The organism is Sulfitobacter sp. 1A13421 (genome assembly GCF_043557285.1).
Lineage (GTDB): Bacteria > Pseudomonadota > Alphaproteobacteria > Rhodobacterales > Rhodobacteraceae > Sulfitobacter > Sulfitobacter faviae.
On record NZ_JBIFFQ010000003.1, the window covers coordinates 1 to 15,614 of the forward strand.

At 61.9% G+C, this 15,614-nt stretch carries 15 protein-coding genes, 1 tRNA gene and 1 rRNA gene; 9 read left to right on the forward strand and 8 right to left on the reverse strand.

Annotation, left to right across the window (positions count from 1 at the left end):
* Positions 1-342: ribosomal RNA gene (locus ACGYLI_RS06665) — 16S ribosomal RNA — on the reverse strand; the annotation flags it as partial.
* 797 nt (positions 343-1,139) lie between these two features.
* Positions 1,140-1,215, reverse strand: a tRNA-Trp gene (locus ACGYLI_RS06670).
* Positions 1,216-1,358: 143 nt separating this feature from the next.
* Between ACGYLI_RS06670 and ACGYLI_RS06675 the strand changes: the two genes are divergently transcribed.
* Positions 1,359-1,856 carry a DUF892 family protein gene (locus ACGYLI_RS06675; RefSeq protein WP_394418308.1) on the forward strand — a complete coding sequence of 166 codons (498 nt, stop codon included), beginning with the start codon at positions 1,359-1,361 and terminating at the stop codon, positions 1,854-1,856.
* Between the two features lie 205 nt (positions 1,857-2,061).
* Here ACGYLI_RS06675 and tuf read toward each other — a convergent pair whose 3' ends face one another.
* Complete coding sequence (gene tuf / locus ACGYLI_RS06680; protein WP_067260569.1) at positions 2,062-3,237, reverse strand: elongation factor Tu; 1,176 nt, start codon at positions 3,235-3,237, stop codon at positions 2,062-2,064.
* Positions 3,238-3,399: 162 nt separating this feature from the next.
* Complete coding sequence (locus ACGYLI_RS06685) at positions 3,400-3,978, reverse strand: hypothetical protein (protein WP_067260571.1); 579 nt, start codon at positions 3,976-3,978, stop codon at positions 3,400-3,402.
* A gap of 127 nt (positions 3,979-4,105) precedes the next feature.
* On the opposite strand from ACGYLI_RS06685, the gene ACGYLI_RS06690 reads away from it, so the two are divergent.
* A complete protein-coding gene (locus ACGYLI_RS06690; RefSeq protein ID WP_394418310.1) occupies positions 4,106-5,464 on the forward strand; it encodes a cytochrome P450 in 1,359 nt (452 codons plus the stop codon).
* 24 nt (positions 5,465-5,488) lie between these two features.
* Here the strand turns inward: ACGYLI_RS06690 and ACGYLI_RS06695 are convergent, their stop codons facing one another.
* On the reverse strand, positions 5,489-7,930 hold the full coding sequence (locus ACGYLI_RS06695; RefSeq protein ID WP_394418312.1) for a DNA topoisomerase IV subunit A: 2,442 nt from the start codon (positions 7,928-7,930) through the stop codon (positions 5,489-5,491).
* Positions 7,931-8,142: 212 nt separating this feature from the next.
* Here ACGYLI_RS06695 and ACGYLI_RS06700 point away from each other — a divergent pair, with 212 nt between their 5' ends.
* The 6 genes from ACGYLI_RS06700 (at position 8,143) to ACGYLI_RS06725 (ending at position 12,405) form a co-directional block, all read left to right on the forward strand.
* Positions 8,143-8,829, forward strand: coding sequence for an SH3 domain-containing protein (locus tag ACGYLI_RS06700; RefSeq protein WP_394418314.1), 687 nt, complete (start codon positions 8,143-8,145; stop codon positions 8,827-8,829).
* 57 nt (positions 8,830-8,886) lie between these two features.
* Positions 8,887-9,720: an SDR family oxidoreductase gene (locus ACGYLI_RS06705; protein WP_394418316.1), complete on the forward strand. Its 834-nt coding sequence runs from the start codon at positions 8,887-8,889 to the stop codon at positions 9,718-9,720.
* A 57-nt stretch (positions 9,721-9,777) separates the two neighbouring features.
* Positions 9,778-9,984, forward strand: coding sequence for a twin transmembrane helix small protein (locus tag ACGYLI_RS06710; protein ID WP_067260586.1), 207 nt, complete (start codon positions 9,778-9,780; stop codon positions 9,982-9,984).
* On the forward strand, positions 9,984-10,559 hold the full coding sequence (locus ACGYLI_RS06715) for a cob(I)yrinic acid a,c-diamide adenosyltransferase (RefSeq protein ID WP_067260588.1): 576 nt from the start codon (positions 9,984-9,986) through the stop codon (positions 10,557-10,559). Before ACGYLI_RS06710 ends, ACGYLI_RS06715 begins: the two co-directional genes overlap by 1 nt.
* Before the next feature lie 161 nt (positions 10,560-10,720).
* Complete coding sequence (locus ACGYLI_RS06720; RefSeq protein ID WP_394418318.1) at positions 10,721-11,479, forward strand: electron transfer flavoprotein subunit beta/FixA family protein; 759 nt, start codon at positions 10,721-10,723, stop codon at positions 11,477-11,479.
* Complete coding sequence (locus ACGYLI_RS06725) at positions 11,479-12,405, forward strand: electron transfer flavoprotein subunit alpha/FixB family protein (protein WP_067260593.1); 927 nt, start codon at positions 11,479-11,481, stop codon at positions 12,403-12,405. Before ACGYLI_RS06720 ends, ACGYLI_RS06725 begins: the two co-directional genes overlap by 1 nt.
* 73 nt (positions 12,406-12,478) lie before the next feature.
* Here the strand turns inward: ACGYLI_RS06725 and ACGYLI_RS06730 are convergent, their stop codons facing one another.
* A complete protein-coding gene (locus ACGYLI_RS06730) occupies positions 12,479-13,312 on the reverse strand; it encodes a DUF6473 family protein (RefSeq protein WP_394418320.1) in 834 nt (277 codons plus the stop codon).
* A 156-nt stretch (positions 13,313-13,468) separates the two neighbouring features.
* Between ACGYLI_RS06730 and ACGYLI_RS06735 the strand changes: the two genes are divergently transcribed.
* Positions 13,469-14,344, forward strand: coding sequence for a 3-hydroxybutyryl-CoA dehydrogenase (locus tag ACGYLI_RS06735; protein WP_168612495.1), 876 nt, complete (start codon positions 13,469-13,471; stop codon positions 14,342-14,344).
* 79 nt (positions 14,345-14,423) lie between these two features.
* On the opposite strand, the gene ACGYLI_RS06740 is transcribed toward ACGYLI_RS06735, so the two are convergent.
* Positions 14,424-15,308 (reverse strand): lysophospholipid acyltransferase family protein, encoded by an 885-nt coding sequence (locus ACGYLI_RS06740; RefSeq protein WP_394418322.1) that lies wholly within the window; start codon positions 15,306-15,308, stop codon positions 14,424-14,426.
* A 34-nt stretch (positions 15,309-15,342) separates the two neighbouring features.
* Complete coding sequence (locus ACGYLI_RS06745) at positions 15,343-15,612, reverse strand: HPr family phosphocarrier protein (RefSeq protein ID WP_067260603.1); 270 nt, start codon at positions 15,610-15,612, stop codon at positions 15,343-15,345.
* Positions 15,613-15,614 lie beyond the last annotated feature (2 nt).

A 15,614-nucleotide genomic window follows, 5' to 3' on the forward strand; every position in this document is an offset into this window, starting at 1 on the left:
TTGTCTAAGATTCCCCACTGCTGCCTCCCGTAGGAGTCTGGGCCGTGTCTCAGTCCCAGTGTTGCTGATCATCCTCTAAAACCAGCTATAGATCGTAGACTTGGTAGGCCGTTACCCCACCAACTATCTAATCTAACGCGGGCCGATCCTTCTCCGATAAATCTTTCCCCCGAAGGGCGTATGCGGTATTACTCACCGTTTCCAGTGGCTATTCCGCAGAGAAGGGCACGTTCCCACGCGTTACTAACCCGTCCGCCGCTAGACCCGAAGGTCTCGCTCGACTTGCATGTGTTAGGCCTGCCGCCAGCGTTCGTTCTGAGCCAGGATCAAACTCTCAAGTTGAAAAGCTATTACTAGCTTATCCTTGACGTCGAACCTCTGCACATCGACCTGCATCCATTACTGAAAGATGCAGACCATTCTCTGTTTGTTGTGCTTCAGCTACAAAGTAGCGAAAGCCGTCCAAACAGTGAAGCTGACACTCTATCATCGACCGAAGCCTAAGAGCGCGATATACAGACGTTGATCCATCGAATGAACCAAACCGCCCACATATCTCTTCAGATATCAAATTTTCAAACAGCGTTGAGACAAAAGAAACTGAGATGCGCCCTAACTTCTTGGCGCGCCCCGCCTCCAATACCTCGAATTCTTATCCGCCTCGTGATCCGAACCACCGCGTCTCCGCTGCCGCCCGCCCCGTCTGGCGCCCCAGCGGTGCGTCTCAGCGCCGCCGGTAGAGGGGGTTCTAAGGTTAGTGGGACAAAGCCGCAAGCAGAAATTTGAGAAAAGATGAGATTTCGGGGAACTTTTCGGCAAGATGCTGAAATGGCGTGCTAATTTCCATAGGAACTGGCCCTGCGCGTCGCCGCGATGGCAGCATGACACTGGTAGAACCCTCCATGACCGCGTGAATCATCTCCGAGTGGAGCGCCATAGAGGGGATGCTGAGTGAATCGCCCCGAGGCAGCGCGACCCTCTGAACACTTGCGCGGTGACGGGCCTAGGGTGGGTAAACTTATATAGAATAGATTGCCGCAGACCGCCATTGACTCAAAGGCACGGCCCTGCCCCTCACGGATGCAGGTTTCCGCGAAGAACGATACGTCGCGCGGCTTCGTCGTTAATTTAAGGAAATGTGGCAGGGGCTGAGGGACTCGAACCCACGACCCTCGGTTTTGGAGACCGATGCTCTACCAACTGAGCTAAACCCCTATGCCGGTGGCTTGGGTAGTCGCAAACGGGCGGCGGATCAAGAGCAGATCTGACCTTTCCGCCGATATTCTCTTCTTTGGGGAACATTGAGCGCTCAGCTTACGTTTTCCCGTCGAACCAAGCCCGAAATTGGAGGACGACCGATGACTATGAACAATCTCAAAGACGTCTACACCGACCAACTGCAAGACCTCTATTCTGCCTGCAAGCAATCGCTCGAAGCGACCAACGCTCTGGGCCGCGCAGCCAAGGACAAGGAGTTGAGCGAAGCGCTGATCGACGGCAGCAATGGAATCGCCAAGGGCATGGATGTGCTGAAGTCCATCTGCGCCAAACATGACCTCGACCCGGAAGGCGAGCACTGTCACGGGATGGAAGGCCTCGTGAAAGAGGCGCATAAACATGTGCTGGAAGAAGACTTTGGCGACAGCGATGCCCGCGATGCGATGATCATCACGCAGTATCAGCGGATGGTGCACTATGCTCTTGCGGGCTACGGCTGCGTGGTCGCTTTTGCCAATCGGCTGGGCGAGAATGAAGATGGTGCACAACTGCAAGAGCAGCTTGATCACACCTATGATGGCGACCGCCGCATGACAGAGATCGCGACCAAAGGTGGCGTGAACGCTGACGCCGCTTGATTGCAGTTGAATTAGAATGATCAGAGCCGGCTCTTATGGGGGCCGGTTTTTTTGTTTCAACGGGGTCGCACACCCTGCCAAAGCAAAAGGCCGCAGCAAACGCTGCGGCCTTCCGAATATCTGAACCGTGGTCCCCGGTCAGGCCAGGGGGTGGGCTCTCATCGCTCCTGCGGAGCGACTGCCGCCCACCGGGTCCGTTTCAAAATCACTCAGTGATTTTGGAAACGACGCCCGCACCAACAGTCCGGCCACCTTCGCGGATCGCGAAGCGCAGGCCGTTTTCCATGGCGATCGGTGCGATCAGCTCAACGCCGAAGGACACGTTGTCGCCGGGCATGACCATCTCGGTGCCTTCTGCCAGCTGAACGGTGCCGGTCACGTCAGTTGTACGGAAGTAGAACTGCGGACGGTAGTTCGCGAAGAACGGCGTGTGACGGCCACCTTCCTCTTTGGTGAGGATGTAGGCTTCGGCTTCGAACTTGGTGTGCGGTGTCACGGAGCCGGGCTTGCACAGAACCTGACCACGCTCAACGCCGTCACGCTCAACGCCGCGCAGCAGGGCGCCGATGTTGTCGCCAGCTTCACCACGGTCCAGCAGCTTGCGGAACATTTCCACGCCGGTGCAGGTGGTTTTCTTGGTGTCGCGGATGCCGACGATTTCGATTTCGTCGCCAACGTTGATCACGCCACGCTCGACACGGCCAGTCACAACGGTACCACGGCCGGAGATCGAAAAGACGTCTTCGACCGGCATCAGGAAGGGCTGGTCCACGGCACGCTCAGGTGTCGGGATGTAGGCGTCAACTTCGGCCATCAGCTTCTTGATGGACTCTTCGCCGATCTCGGGCTTGTTGCCTTCCATCGCCGCCAGAGCGGAACCTGCAACAACAGGGATGTCGTCGCCGGGGTAGTCGTAGGAGGACAGCAGTTCGCGGATTTCCATCTCGACCAGCTCGAGCAGCTCTTCGTCGTCGACCTGGTCAACCTTGTTCATGAAGACGACCATAGCGGGGATGCCAACCTGACGGCCGAGCAGGATGTGCTCGCGGGTCTGGGGCATCGGGCCGTCGGCCGCGTTCACAACCAGGATCGCGCCGTCCATCTGCGCCGCACCGGTGATCATGTTCTTCACATAGTCAGCGTGGCCGGGGCAGTCGACGTGGGCGTAGTGACGGTTCTCGGTCTCATACTCGACGTGCGCGGTCGAGATGGTGATGCCGCGGGCCTTCTCTTCGGGCGCGCCGTCGATCTGGTCATACGCCTGGAAGTCACCGAAGTACTTGGTGATCGCCGCGGTCAGCGTGGTCTTGCCGTGGTCAACGTGGCCGATCGTGCCGATGTTGACGTGCGGTTTGGTGCGTTCAAACTTTGCCTTTGCCATGGTGGCGCCCTTTTAATTGAGGGGCCCCAACGGGGACCCGAACCCTATCTGGCGGGCGATGTATTGGGTTCGAGCGGTAAAATCAAGCGGGAGTTGCGTCTTGGCGCCACTTAAAGCCCACCGTGGGCCTGCCGCATCGGTCGGGCGCGCCCCGGCTATGGGCTATTTGTCCTCCGGCTCCCCGGCGGGGGACAGCGCTGTGCCGCCGTTGAACCAACCTTCTTCGCGGTTTTGCTTGACCAGATAGGTCTCAATCGCCTTGGCGGCGTTCTGGCTCAGGTTCTTCAACTGCTCTTCGGCGGATTTGGTATAGCCCGAGCCCACCACCGGCCCTTGATCGAGGGATTCGAAGACAGTGATCTGATGCGGCTCGGGGTTCAGCTTCTTGTTCTTGGCGTCGTCCCAGACCGTCAGGTTGAGGATCAGGATCGATTTGGGCGCAAAGACCAGCGGGATGCCCGGCTGGGCCAGCACGTAGCCCTCGACGCTGATGCCGAAGTGATAAAGCCGCTCGCCCTCGTAGCGATCAAAGCGTTCGGCGGTGGCGGCGCGCACGGCCTCGGCCAGTTCTTCCTTGCTCACCTCGCGGCTGAGCGGCCCCTTCTGCGCCTTAGGCGCCACCACGATATTGTGGTGCAGGTTGAAATCCCCCAGCGGGGTCGGCGCCTTGTCGAGGTCGGATGCCCCGTTGCAGGCGGCAAGCGTCGCGACGAAGGTCAACAGGGCAAGAACTCTCAGCATGGGCGATCCCTCAGGGGTGTTAAGGTTTCGAAAAGGGGTAGCCGATGGGCCCAAGGGGCGCAATCATTTGCCGCAGTTGCGCAGCCCCCGGGCCGGTCTATCTTGGACTGAGAGTGAGGACAGCAAGATGACCCAAGCCCGCCCCCTGCCCGTTCGCGTGCCGCTCGTTACCGAGCCTGTCGGCATGCTCGGCAGCCTTCAGATGGCGCGTCGCAACGTGCTCAGCATCATTCCCAAGATCGCCACGACGCAGCCCATGGTCTCGGGCAAGACCGGCAAGCGCTGGCATATGGTGATGGACCCCGGCGCGATCCGGCAGATCCTGCTTGATCGGTTGGAGGATTACCCCAAGTCCGACGTCACCAAGAACCTGCTCCGCCCGGCCATCGGTGAGTCGCTCTTCATCGCCGAGGGCGCGCATTGGCGCTGGCAGCGCCGCGCCGCCGCCCCCGTCTTTTCGCAGCGCAACGTGCGCAACCTCGCCCCTGTCATGAGCGCCGCCGCCGCACGTTCGGGCGAGCGCATCGCCGCCGCCGGGCCGCGCGCGGTCAACATGCTCGACGAGATGGTGACCACGACTTTCGAGGTGATCGGCGACGTGACCTTTTCCGGCGACGGCACCTTCGACCGCGACAAGGTGCATGGCGCCATCGACGACTATATCGCCGAGGCCGGCAAGATCAGCCTGTTCGACATCCTCGGCCTGCCCGACTGGCTGCCGCGCCCGGGGCGGATGATGTCGGGCCAAGCGCTGAAGCAGATGAAGGCCATGGCCGATCAGGCGATCGAGGCGCGGGTCGCGCGCGGCCATGACGGCACGCCCGACCTGCTAGACCTGCTTTTGGAAGGCGAAGACCCCAAGACCAAGCGCCAGATGAACACCGGTGAGCTGCGCGACAACCTGCTGACCTTCATCGTCGCCGGCCATGAAACCACGGCGCTGACGCTGGCCTGGTCGATGTACCTGATGGGGTTCGACCAAGAAATGCAGGCGCGCGCCCGGGCCGAGGTGCGCAATGTGCTGCAAGGCCGCCCCTGCACCGGCGAAGATGTGGACCAATTGCCCTTGGTGCGGATGATCATCCACGAGGCGCTGCGCCTTTACCCCGCTGCCGGGATCATTTCGCGTACGGCGCAGAAGCACGACACGCTTTGCGACCGCGAAATACGCCCCGGCGACACGGTGATGATCCCGATCTACGCGCTTGGCCGGAACGAATTGCTTTGGGACGACCCGAATGCCTTTCGCCCCGAACGCTTTGCCGATCGCAAGGCGATCGACCGCTACGCCTATCTGCCCTTTGGGGACGGTCCCCGCATCTGCATCGGGGCGAGCTTTGCCCTGCAGGAGGCGGTGATCATCCTTGCCACGCTGCTGGGGCGGTTCAAGTTCACCCCCGTGCCGGGCAAAGACCCCGAGCCGGTGATGATCCTGACCCTACGCCCCGAGGGCGGCGTCTGGATGACGGCCGAACCGCTGGACTGACCGTGCCCTAAGGGCGCGGGTGTTTCACGTGAACTTGTTGTCGCGCGGGAAGCCGCGGGGAGCCATACGGCCTGAGCTTGCGCGTTTGCCGGTCCATTCGGCCAGATCGGACTCGGTCCGGGTGCGGCCCGCCGGGTCCTGCCAGCTGAGGCCTGCGGCGCGCTCGAAGGTGATGGCGTCCGACAGGCCGCCGTCCTTGAACTTCTGCAGGCGCACGCCCTTGCCCCGACCCATCTCGGGCAGCTCATCCAAGCCGAAGACCAGCACCTTGCGGTTCTCGCCCACGGTGGCGACGCTGTCGCCAGTCACGGGACGGCAGACCAGCGCAGAGACCCCCTCGCCACGCACGTTCAGCACCTGTTTGCCGCTGCGGGTCTGGGCCACGACCTCGTCCTCGGAGACCACGAAGCCGTCCCCCGCCGTGGAGGCAACCAGAAGCTTGCGGCCGGGCCGATGGATGAACAGCGACACGATCTGCACCTCGTTGGGCAGGTCGACCATCAGACGCAAGGGCTCGCCCATGCCGCGCCCGCCGGGCAGGTTGGCGGCAGAGACGGTGTAGAACCGCCCGTTGGAGCCAAAGACCAGCAGACGATCTGTCGTCTCGGCATGGAAGATGAAGCGCGGGCCGTCGCCGTCCTTGAACTTCAACTCGCGCTTCAGGTCGATATGGCCGGTCATGGCGCGAATCCAGCCCATCTGGCTGCAGACCACAGTGATCGGCTCGCGGTCGATCATCGCCTCGATCGGCACGTCCTCGACCTCTCCGGCGGTGTCGAATTCGGTCAGGCGTTGGCCGCGTTTCACGCCGTCGATCACCCAGTCTTTGCCGAACTGCTTTTTCGTCGCGCGAAGCTGATCGGCGATGGTCGACCATTGCATGTCTTCGCTGTCCAGCAGATCTTCGAGGCCCGCGCGTTCGGTCATCAGCGCGTCACGCTCGGCCACCAGCGCGTCTTCTTCCAGACGCCGCAAGGACCGCAGCCGCATGTTGAGAATCGCCTCGGCCTGCACATCCGATAGACCGTTCTCACGGCCCGCATAGCTGTGCGGGATCGCGCGGGTGTCGCCGCTTTCGGCCAGAACGCCTGTCGCCTGCGCTTCGGCATCCGCAATCACCGCAAGTTTCGACACGTCGACGCCCGCCAACGGCGAGACGTAAGCCCCCTCATCCATGGCGCGGCTCAGCGTGTCCTGATGTGCACGACTCCAGTCTTCGTACATCAACGCGGCTTTGGGATCATCGTCATAGCGGATGATCTCGATCACCCGGTCGAGGTTCAAAAAGGCCGTGATCAGGCCCTGCAACACTTCGAGCCGGTGGTCGATCTTGTCCATCCGGTGCCGAGAACGGCGTTGCAGCACCTCGCGTCGGTGGTCGAGGAAGGCGCGCAGCACTTCCTTGAGCGAGCAGACCTTGGGCGTCTGGCCGTCGATCAGCACGTTCATGTTGAGCGAGAAGCGCACCTCGAGGTCCGAGTTGCGGAACAGCATGCCCATCAACACGTTCGGGTCGACGTTCTTCGAGCGCGGCTCAATGATCATGCGGATGTCTTCGGCGGATTCGTCGCGGATGTCGGCGAGAATCGGGATCTTCTTGGTCTGGATCAGTTCGGCGATCTTCTCGATCAGCTTGGACTTCTGGACCTGATAGGGAATCTCGGTGACGACAATCTGCCACGCGCCACGGCCCAGATCCTCGACCTCCCAACGACAGCGCAGCCGGAAGGAGCCACGGCCTGTGCGATAGGCATTGGCGATGTTCTCGGGCGGCTCGACAATGATGCCACCGGTTGGGAAATCCGGGCCGGGGACATAATTCAAAAGTGTGTCGTCACGCGCGTCCGGGGTCTTGATCAGGTGAATACAGGCATCGCAAAGCTCGGCGATGTTATGCGGCGGGATGTTCGTGGCCATGCCCACGGCGATGCCCGAGGACCCGTTGGCCAGAAGGTTCGGGAACTGCGCGGGCAGCACCGCAGGCTCGGTCAGCGTGCCATCGTAATTCTCGCGGAAGTCGACGGCGTTCTCGTTCAGCCCTTCGAGCATGGCCTCGGCCACGGCGGTCATCCGCGCCTCGGTGTAGCGCGAGGCCGCCGGGTTGTCGCCATCGATGTTGCCGAAGTTGCCCTGCCCGTCGACCAGCGGGTAGCGCACGTTGAAATCCTGCGCCAGACGCGCCATCGCGTCGTAGATCGCGGCATCGCCGTGCGGGTGGTAGTTACCCATCACGTCGCCCGAGATCTTGGCCGATTTGCGGAAGCCCCCGGTGGACGACAGCCGCAACTCGCGCATCGCGTAGAGGATGCGGCGGTGCACCGGCTTCAGCCCGTCGCGCGCATCGGGCAGCGCCCGGTGCATGATCGTGCTCAGCGCATAGGTCAGGTAACGATCCCCCAAGGCGCGGCGCAGCGGCTCGGACAGGTCATTCGGGTCGAGTTCTGGGGGTGTGCTTATGTCTGACATGACGGGTCTTTTAGCCAAGCACGCCAGAGCGGGCAAGCGACAGATTACCCGCAACCGACTCGGCAAAAGGGCCGCTGGCACGGTTTCAAGTGAGAAAAAAGCAATACTTTTCGGCTATGCGAATTCTTGCCAATGGGAAATGAACCATTCGCGAAGTTTCGCGTTGGTCTCTCAACAGCAACATGGTTTGACACGGGACGAGGAACAGCAAAATGAAACGGTTCATCTTTTTGACATTTGGTTTCATGGGCTGGGCATTCTACGAGATGAGCGGCGGGGCCGACTTCGTGCCCGCAGGCCCGCAAACGGCCAGTGCCGAAGCGGCTGAGGCGGCCCTGATCGCCAGCGCAAACCCCTCTTCCAACCTTGTTACCGCCATCGCCGCAAACGCGGCCCGCAAGGCGGAAAGCCCGATCACCCCCTTCGCCGAACGGACCCCTGCGCGTGATGCCACAGCGACCCGCGTGGCGCTGAACCTCACGACGCTGAGCGACCTGCCGCAGGCCAATGACGGAATGGTGCAAAAGGCCGTGGCCACCCCTGCGGACCGCGCCGGGGCGAAAGTGGTGAAGGCCAAGGCCGTCAGCACCCCCAAAGTGGAAAAGGCCGCTTACACGACGACAAGCGCCAATGCGCCCGCTGTCATCCCGAGCCTGATCGAAGGCGCTGACAACGGCGCGACCTTTGTCAGCACGACCCAGGCCGACATCCGCGAAGTCAACGGCACCCGCGTTAATGTCCGCGGCGGTCCGGGCACCAACTTCGGCGTGGTCGGCAAGCTCGGCAAAGGCGACGCAGTCGAAGTGATCGAAGACAATGGCGCAGGCTGGGTGCGTTTCCGCAGCGTCGACGGCAGCGAATCCGGCTGGATGGCCGACTTCCTGCTCAGCAACGGCTAACTTGCCAATCCCATAGCATCGCGCGATGAAGGGCCTTTCAAACGAAGGGCCCTTTGCATGTCTGCGACCCGCTCCATCCTCATTACCGGCTGTTCCAGCGGCATCGGCTATGCCGCCGCGCAGGGTATGCGCGCCCGTGGCTGGCGCGTTTTCGCTGCCTGCCGCCAACAAGCGGATTGCGACCGGCTGCAAGCCGAAGGCTTCGACGCGCCCCGCCTCGATTACACCGATGAGGCCAGCATCCAAGCGGCGCTCGCCCATGTGTTGGACCAAACCGGCGGCACGCTGGACGCGCTGTTCAACAACGGTGCCCACGCCACGCCCGGGTTGGTCGAAGACCTCCCCACCGATGCCCTGCGCGAGATATTCGAGGCGAATTTCTTTGGCTGGCACAGCCTGACCCGCGCGGTGATCCCGGTGATGCGCAAGCAGGGGCATGGGCGGATCGTGCAATGTTCCTCGGTGCTTGGCATGGTGGCGATGCCGTGGCGCGGGGCGTATAATTCCACGAAATTCGCCCTTGAAGGGCTGACCGATACCCTACGGCTTGAGATGCGCGGCACCGGGGTTGCGGTGATCCTGATCGAACCCGGCCCCGTCACCTCGAAACTGCGGACCAAGGCCATTCCGCGTTTCGAGCGCTGGATCGACTGGCAAAGCAGCCCCCGCGCGGCGGAGTATGAAAGCACCATGCGCCCCCGGCTTTATGACGACAGCGGCAAGAAGGACCGCTTCGAACTCCCGCCCGAGGCGGTGGTCGAGAAGCTGGCCCATGCCGTCGAATCCCCCCGGCCCCGCCCGCGCTATTTCGTCACAACCCCAACGCATATCGGCGGTGTTTTACGGCGTATCCTGCCGACGCGCGCGCTGGACTGGGTCACCAGCCGCTGATTTTGGTTGCGCGGCTGCACGGTGCCGCTACATCTCAGGCCAACGAAAGGACAGCCCATGCCAAATGATCCGTTTTTCGTGATCGTCCTGATCTCTGTCGTGGCGGTCGCCGTTGTGCTCCTGATGGGGCTGGGCGGCTTTGCCACCGGGGGCAAATTCAACAAACGCAACGCCAATAAGCTGATGCGCTGGCGGATCATCGCGCAGTTCATCGCCGTGCTGCTGATCCTTGCCTATGTCTATTTCCGAGGGGGCACGATCTGATGGTTGTACTGAACAAGATTTACACCCGCACCGGGGACAAGGGCACCACCGCCCTTGGCAATGGCGACCGTGTCGCCAAACATGACGCGCGGGTCGAGGCCTATGGCACTTCGGATGAGTTGAACTGCTTCGTGGGGGTGGCCCGGCTTGAGGCTAAGGGCGCCACGGATGAAGCGCTGGCGCGCATTCAGAACGACCTTTTCGATCTGGGCGCCGACCTCTGCCGCCCCGATATGGAAGCCGATAAGGATGCGGAATACCCGCCCCTGCGGGTCACCCAAGAACAGGTCGACCGGCTGGAGCGTGAGATCGACGTGATGAATTCCGAGTTGGAGCCGCTGCGCAGCTTCATCCTGCCCGGCGGGCGCGCGCTGGCGGCGCATTTGCATGTCTGCCGCACCGTGGCGCGCCGCGCCGAGCGGCTGGCGGTGCTGCTGGCTGAGCAAACGGCGGTGAACCCCGCCTGCGTGACCTATCTGAACCGGCTCAGCGATTGGTTCTTCGTCGCCGCACGGATGGCCAATAACGCGGGCAAGGAAGACGTGCTTTGGGTGCCGGGGGCGAACCGGGCGTAAAATAGCGCTAACAGACGAAAAACCGGGAAAACGCCGCGTTCAAAACTGCCAACCTGCCGATTTTGGCCTGTTTTGATCCGATCCGCTTCGTTACACCCGTCTGGAGAATTAGGGAGACCGGGCCACCAGCCCGCGTCGCAAACTGAGGAGAGAGACCGCTCATGAAGGTACTGGTGCCTGTCAAACGCGTGATCGACTATAACGTGAAAGTTCGTGTGAAAGCGGACGGATCGGGTGTTGATCTTGCCAATGTGAAAATGTCGATGAACCCCTTCGACGAAATCGCCGTCGAACAGGCGATTCGTCTGAAGGAAGCCGGTCAGGCTGAAGAGGTCGTCGCCGTCTCCATCGGTGTGAAGCAAGCGCAGGAAACGCTGCGCACCGCCCTCGCCATGGGTGCCGACCGCGCGATCCTCGTGGTGGCCTCGGACGATGTGCACAAGGACATTGAACCGCTGGCCGTGGCCAAGATCCTCAAAGCCGTGGTCGACGAAGAGCAGCCGAGCCTCGTGCTCTGCGGCAAGCAGGCGATCGACAACGACATGAACGCCACCGGGCAAATGCTCTCGGCACTGATGGGCTGGTCGCAAGCCACCTTTGCTTCCGACATCGCCATCGAAGGCGACAAGGCGAAAGTCACCCGCGAAGTCGATGGCGGTTTGCAGACCATCGAAGTCACCATGCCGACCGTGGTCACCGTGGACCTACGCCTCAACGAGCCGCGCTATGCCTCGCTGCCCAACATCATGAAAGCCAAGAAAAAGCCGCTGGATGAGAAGACCGCCGAGGACTACGGCGTCGACGTCTCCAACCGCTTGGAAATCGTCAAAACCGTAGAACCCGCCGAGCGTGCCGCTGGCATCAAGGTCGGTTCGGTTGACGAGCTTGTGGCGAAACTCAAAGAAGCGGGGGCTGTGTAATGGCTGTTCTTCTGATTGCAGAGATTTCCGACGGCGAACTGTCGATGGACGCAACCGCCAAGGCGGTGACCGCGGCCAAGCAACTGGGCGACGTGACCATTCTGGCGGCGGGCAGCTCTGCTGCGGCGGCAGGCGAAGCGGCGGCCAAGATCGATGGCGTCTCCAAGGTGCTGGTCGCCGAGGACGAGATGCTGGGCCACCGTCTGGCCGAAGCCACCGCGGCGCTGATCGTCAGCCTTGCCGGTGACTACGACCACATCGTCGCGCCCGCCACCACGGATGCCAAGAACATCATGCCCCGCGTCGCGGCCCTGCTCGACGTCATGGTGATCTCGGACGCTTCCGGCGTTGTCGATGCCGACACCTTCGAGCGCCCGATCTACGCGGGCAACGCGGTGCAGACCGTGAAGTCCAACGACGCCAAGAAAGTCATCACCTTCCGCACATCGACCTTCGATGCCGCCGGTGACGGCGGGTCCGCCTCGGTCGAGACAATTTCGGCAGCCGAGAACCCCGGCCTGTCCACATGGGTCGAAGACAAGGTCGCCGAATCGGACCGCCCCGAGCTGACAAGCGCGGGCGTAGTGGTTTCCGGTGGTCGCGGTGTCGGCTCCGAAGAGGACTTCGCCCTGATCGAGAAGCTCGCCGACAAACTGGGCGCCGCCGTTGGCGCCTCCCGCGCGGCGGTCGATTCGGGCTATGCCCCGAACGACTGGCAGGTGGGCCAGACCGGCAAAGTGGTCGCCCCCGACCTCTATGTCGCGGTTGGCATCTCGGGTGCGATCCAGCACCTTGCCGGGATGAAAGACTCCAAGATCATCGTCGCGATCAACAAAGACGAAGAATCGCCGATCTTCCAAGTTGCCGACTATGGCCTTGTGGCAGACCTCTTCGACGCGGTGCCGGAACTGATCGAAAAGCTGTAAGGCTTCTCATATGAGACACCAAAGGCCCGCCGTTCTCGGCGGGCCTTTTTCGTGCATGTCCCTACCGGGAGCGTCACGACATGCTTTGCAGCGCATCGGTCAAAGCGGCGGCGGCAGAGGCATGGGCCATCGGGCCCAGCATTTCCGACGCGGCCTGCACCTCGAATTCGCTGACCACCATGCCAGCGGTTGGCCCCGCGGAGGGGTCTTTGGGGGTAACGACCTCGATCTTCGCCGTGGCATGTTGGGCCACTGCGTCCAACATTTCGCGTGTCACGAAAAGCGGATCATGGCCCAACTCTCCCAGCGGCTGCGCTGCTGTTGCGACCGGCGGGCGGTCAGCCAGCCAAAGCAGCAGCGTGCGCCCCTGTATCTGCCCCAACATCAAACGCATGCGCGCCATCCACGCCTGCTGAAGCTCCGCGCGCACCGCTTCGAACCGTTCGGGCGAGACCTGCATGAGATGGGTCAGCATGTGCCGGTTGAAGTGGAACTGCGAGAAATCGACCTCGCGGTAGATCGTCTGCAACAGCGCGGAGGCCCCGACGAAACGGTCGTTCCGACGCCGGTGCACGGAATAGAAACGGTTAGTCATATTCTGCGCCCCCATGACCTGAACCACCGTCACATCTGCCTGCGAGGCGGCCTGCGCGACGAAAGGGTCATGGGCAAAAGCGTCGATCCCCGCGTTGGGAAAGCCGAAGTTCACGCAGGTCTTGCCGATCTCGGCCTCGACCCGTGCGGGAAACGGCTCTTCAATGAATTTGCCATAGGTCTCCGTCCCGCCAAGAAAGGCGATATAGGGCGCCTCCAACCTGCGGCGCGGGCCGCGAAACATCAGCTTTGACGTGCCATGGCGGCATGGCAAATAGTCCAGAGGCGCTGGCCCCACTGCATCATAGGTCATCGAACCCACCTTTTTGTTCACCCAAAGCCAGATTGCACAGCAGGGGCTGCGATTCTGTTAACGGGCGAATTTGTCGTGAGATTTCGTAAACAGCTGCCCTTGCGGCACCCCCGCTACGCGCCCTATTGTGCGCCGAACTCAAGCAAAGGACAGGCCATGGACATCCAGACAATCGGTATCGTGGGAGCGGGGCAAATGGGCAATGGGATCGCCCATGTCATGGCGCTGGCAGGCTACGACGTGCTGCTGAACGATGTCAGCGCCGATGCGCTGGCCAAAGCGATGAAAACCGTGACCGGCAATATGGACCGCCAAGTCAGCCGCGAGAAGATCACCGCCGCCGACCGGGACGCCGCCATGGCGCGGATCACCACGACGCAGACGCTAAGCGATCTGGGCCAAAGCGATCTGGTGATCGAAGCCGCGACCGAGCGCGAAACGGTGAAACAGGCGATCTTTGAAGACCTGATCCCGCATTTGAAACCGACGACGATCCTGACCTCGAACACTTCCTCGATCTCGATCACCCGCCTTGCCAGCCGCACCGACCGGCCCGAGAAATTCATGGGCTTTCACTTCATGAACCCCGTGCCGGTGATGCAACTGGTCGAATTGATCCGCGGCATCGCCACGGACAGCGAGACCTATGACGCTTGCAAAGCCGTGGTGGACCGTTTGGGCAAGACCGCCGCCTCGGCCGAGGATTTCCCAGCCTTTATCGTGAACCGCATCCTGATGCCGATGATCAACGAGGCGGTCTATACGCTCTATGAAGGGGTCGGCAACGTCGAGTCGATCGACAGTTCGATGAAGCTGGGGGCAAACCATCCGATGGGGCCATTGGAGCTTGCGGATTTCATCGGTCTGGACACCTGCCTTGCCATTATGAACGTTCTGCATGACGGGTTGGCGGATACGAAATATCGCCCCTGCCCGCTGCTGACCAAATATGTCGAAGCCGGTTGGTTGGGCCGCAAGACGCAGCGCGGGTTCTATGATTACCGGGGCGAAAAGCCCGTTCCGACGCGCTGAGTTGCGAGGGTGTTGGGGGCTCTGCCCCCATCGCGCCCGAGGCGCGATTCCCCCGAGGGTATTTTTAAAAGGATGAAGTTTAGTTGGTGAGCGCCAGAGTATGGGCGCGCAGCCAGGCCATGAAGCCGCGCGGGTCGTCGGCCCAGCGGTCGATCTCTTCGCGGGCGAGTGGATGGCCGACGATGGGACCTTGGGGTTTGCCGCAGGCGTGAGCGATTTCATGCAGCAAAAGCCCTTGGCGCAGCATCGGGCTGAGCCTGTTGGCGATCTGATAGGCGCGGCTGTTCTGGCCCGGGAAGCGCATCGGCACCACCTGCGCACCGGAGCGGCGGATCATCTTGGCGGTGAAGACGTTCCATTCCGCTTCGACCGCCGGGCCCCACCAGCTTTCCGAAGCAGCAACGACGCCGGAGGGGAAGAGCGCCACGACGCCGCCTTCCTTGAGATGGGCCATGGCCTTGGCGCGCATTTCCACGCCTTTGCGCTGCGCATCCGGGTCATGTGGGAAGGGCACCGGGATCATGTAGCTGCCCGCCACCTCGTCGATGGAGGTGAGCAATGACCGGGTAAGGATACGGTAATCGGGGCGTACGCGGCCGATGAGATCGGCGAAGATCATACCGTCGACCATGCCGTGGGGGTGGTTTGCCACGACCACGACGGGCCCTTCTTTCGGGATGCGGTCCAGCTGCTCTTGGGGCGTGGTGAGGTCGATGCCCATCGTGTCGAGCGCCGCGCGCCAGAAGGCCTGGCCTGAGGGGGTGCCGCGTTGTTCGAACTTACGGATCAGACGCAGGATTTTAAGCTTGCCGGTGAAAAGCTCCATCGCGGAGATCACCCGCGCCTTCCATGGGTCATCGAAGGTCGAGGCATAGGACAGGCTGCGGCGGTCGTATTTGGTGAAGGTCACCGTGCCGTCGCCTGTCTGGGCCGGCTCGGCCGCGATGTTTTGCACGTCTTCCATGGGGTCGGCGGATCCTTTTTCCCGCTTGGCGGGCCTAAAACCCTTCGCCGAACTTATCCGCCACGAGGGCGGTCAAAGCTTCGGCCAAGGCCTCGGCATCGGGGCCGGAGGTTTGGACATCGATGGTGGTGCCGCGCGACGCGCCGAGCATCAACAGCCCCATGATACTGTCGCCCGAGGCCGACATGCCATCCTTACTGACTTCGGCGCGGGCATCAAACGCCTCGACCACCTCGACCAATTTGGCGGAGGCGCGCGCGTGCAGGCCTTTTTCGTTAACGATCTTTAAAGAAAATTCGGGCATGA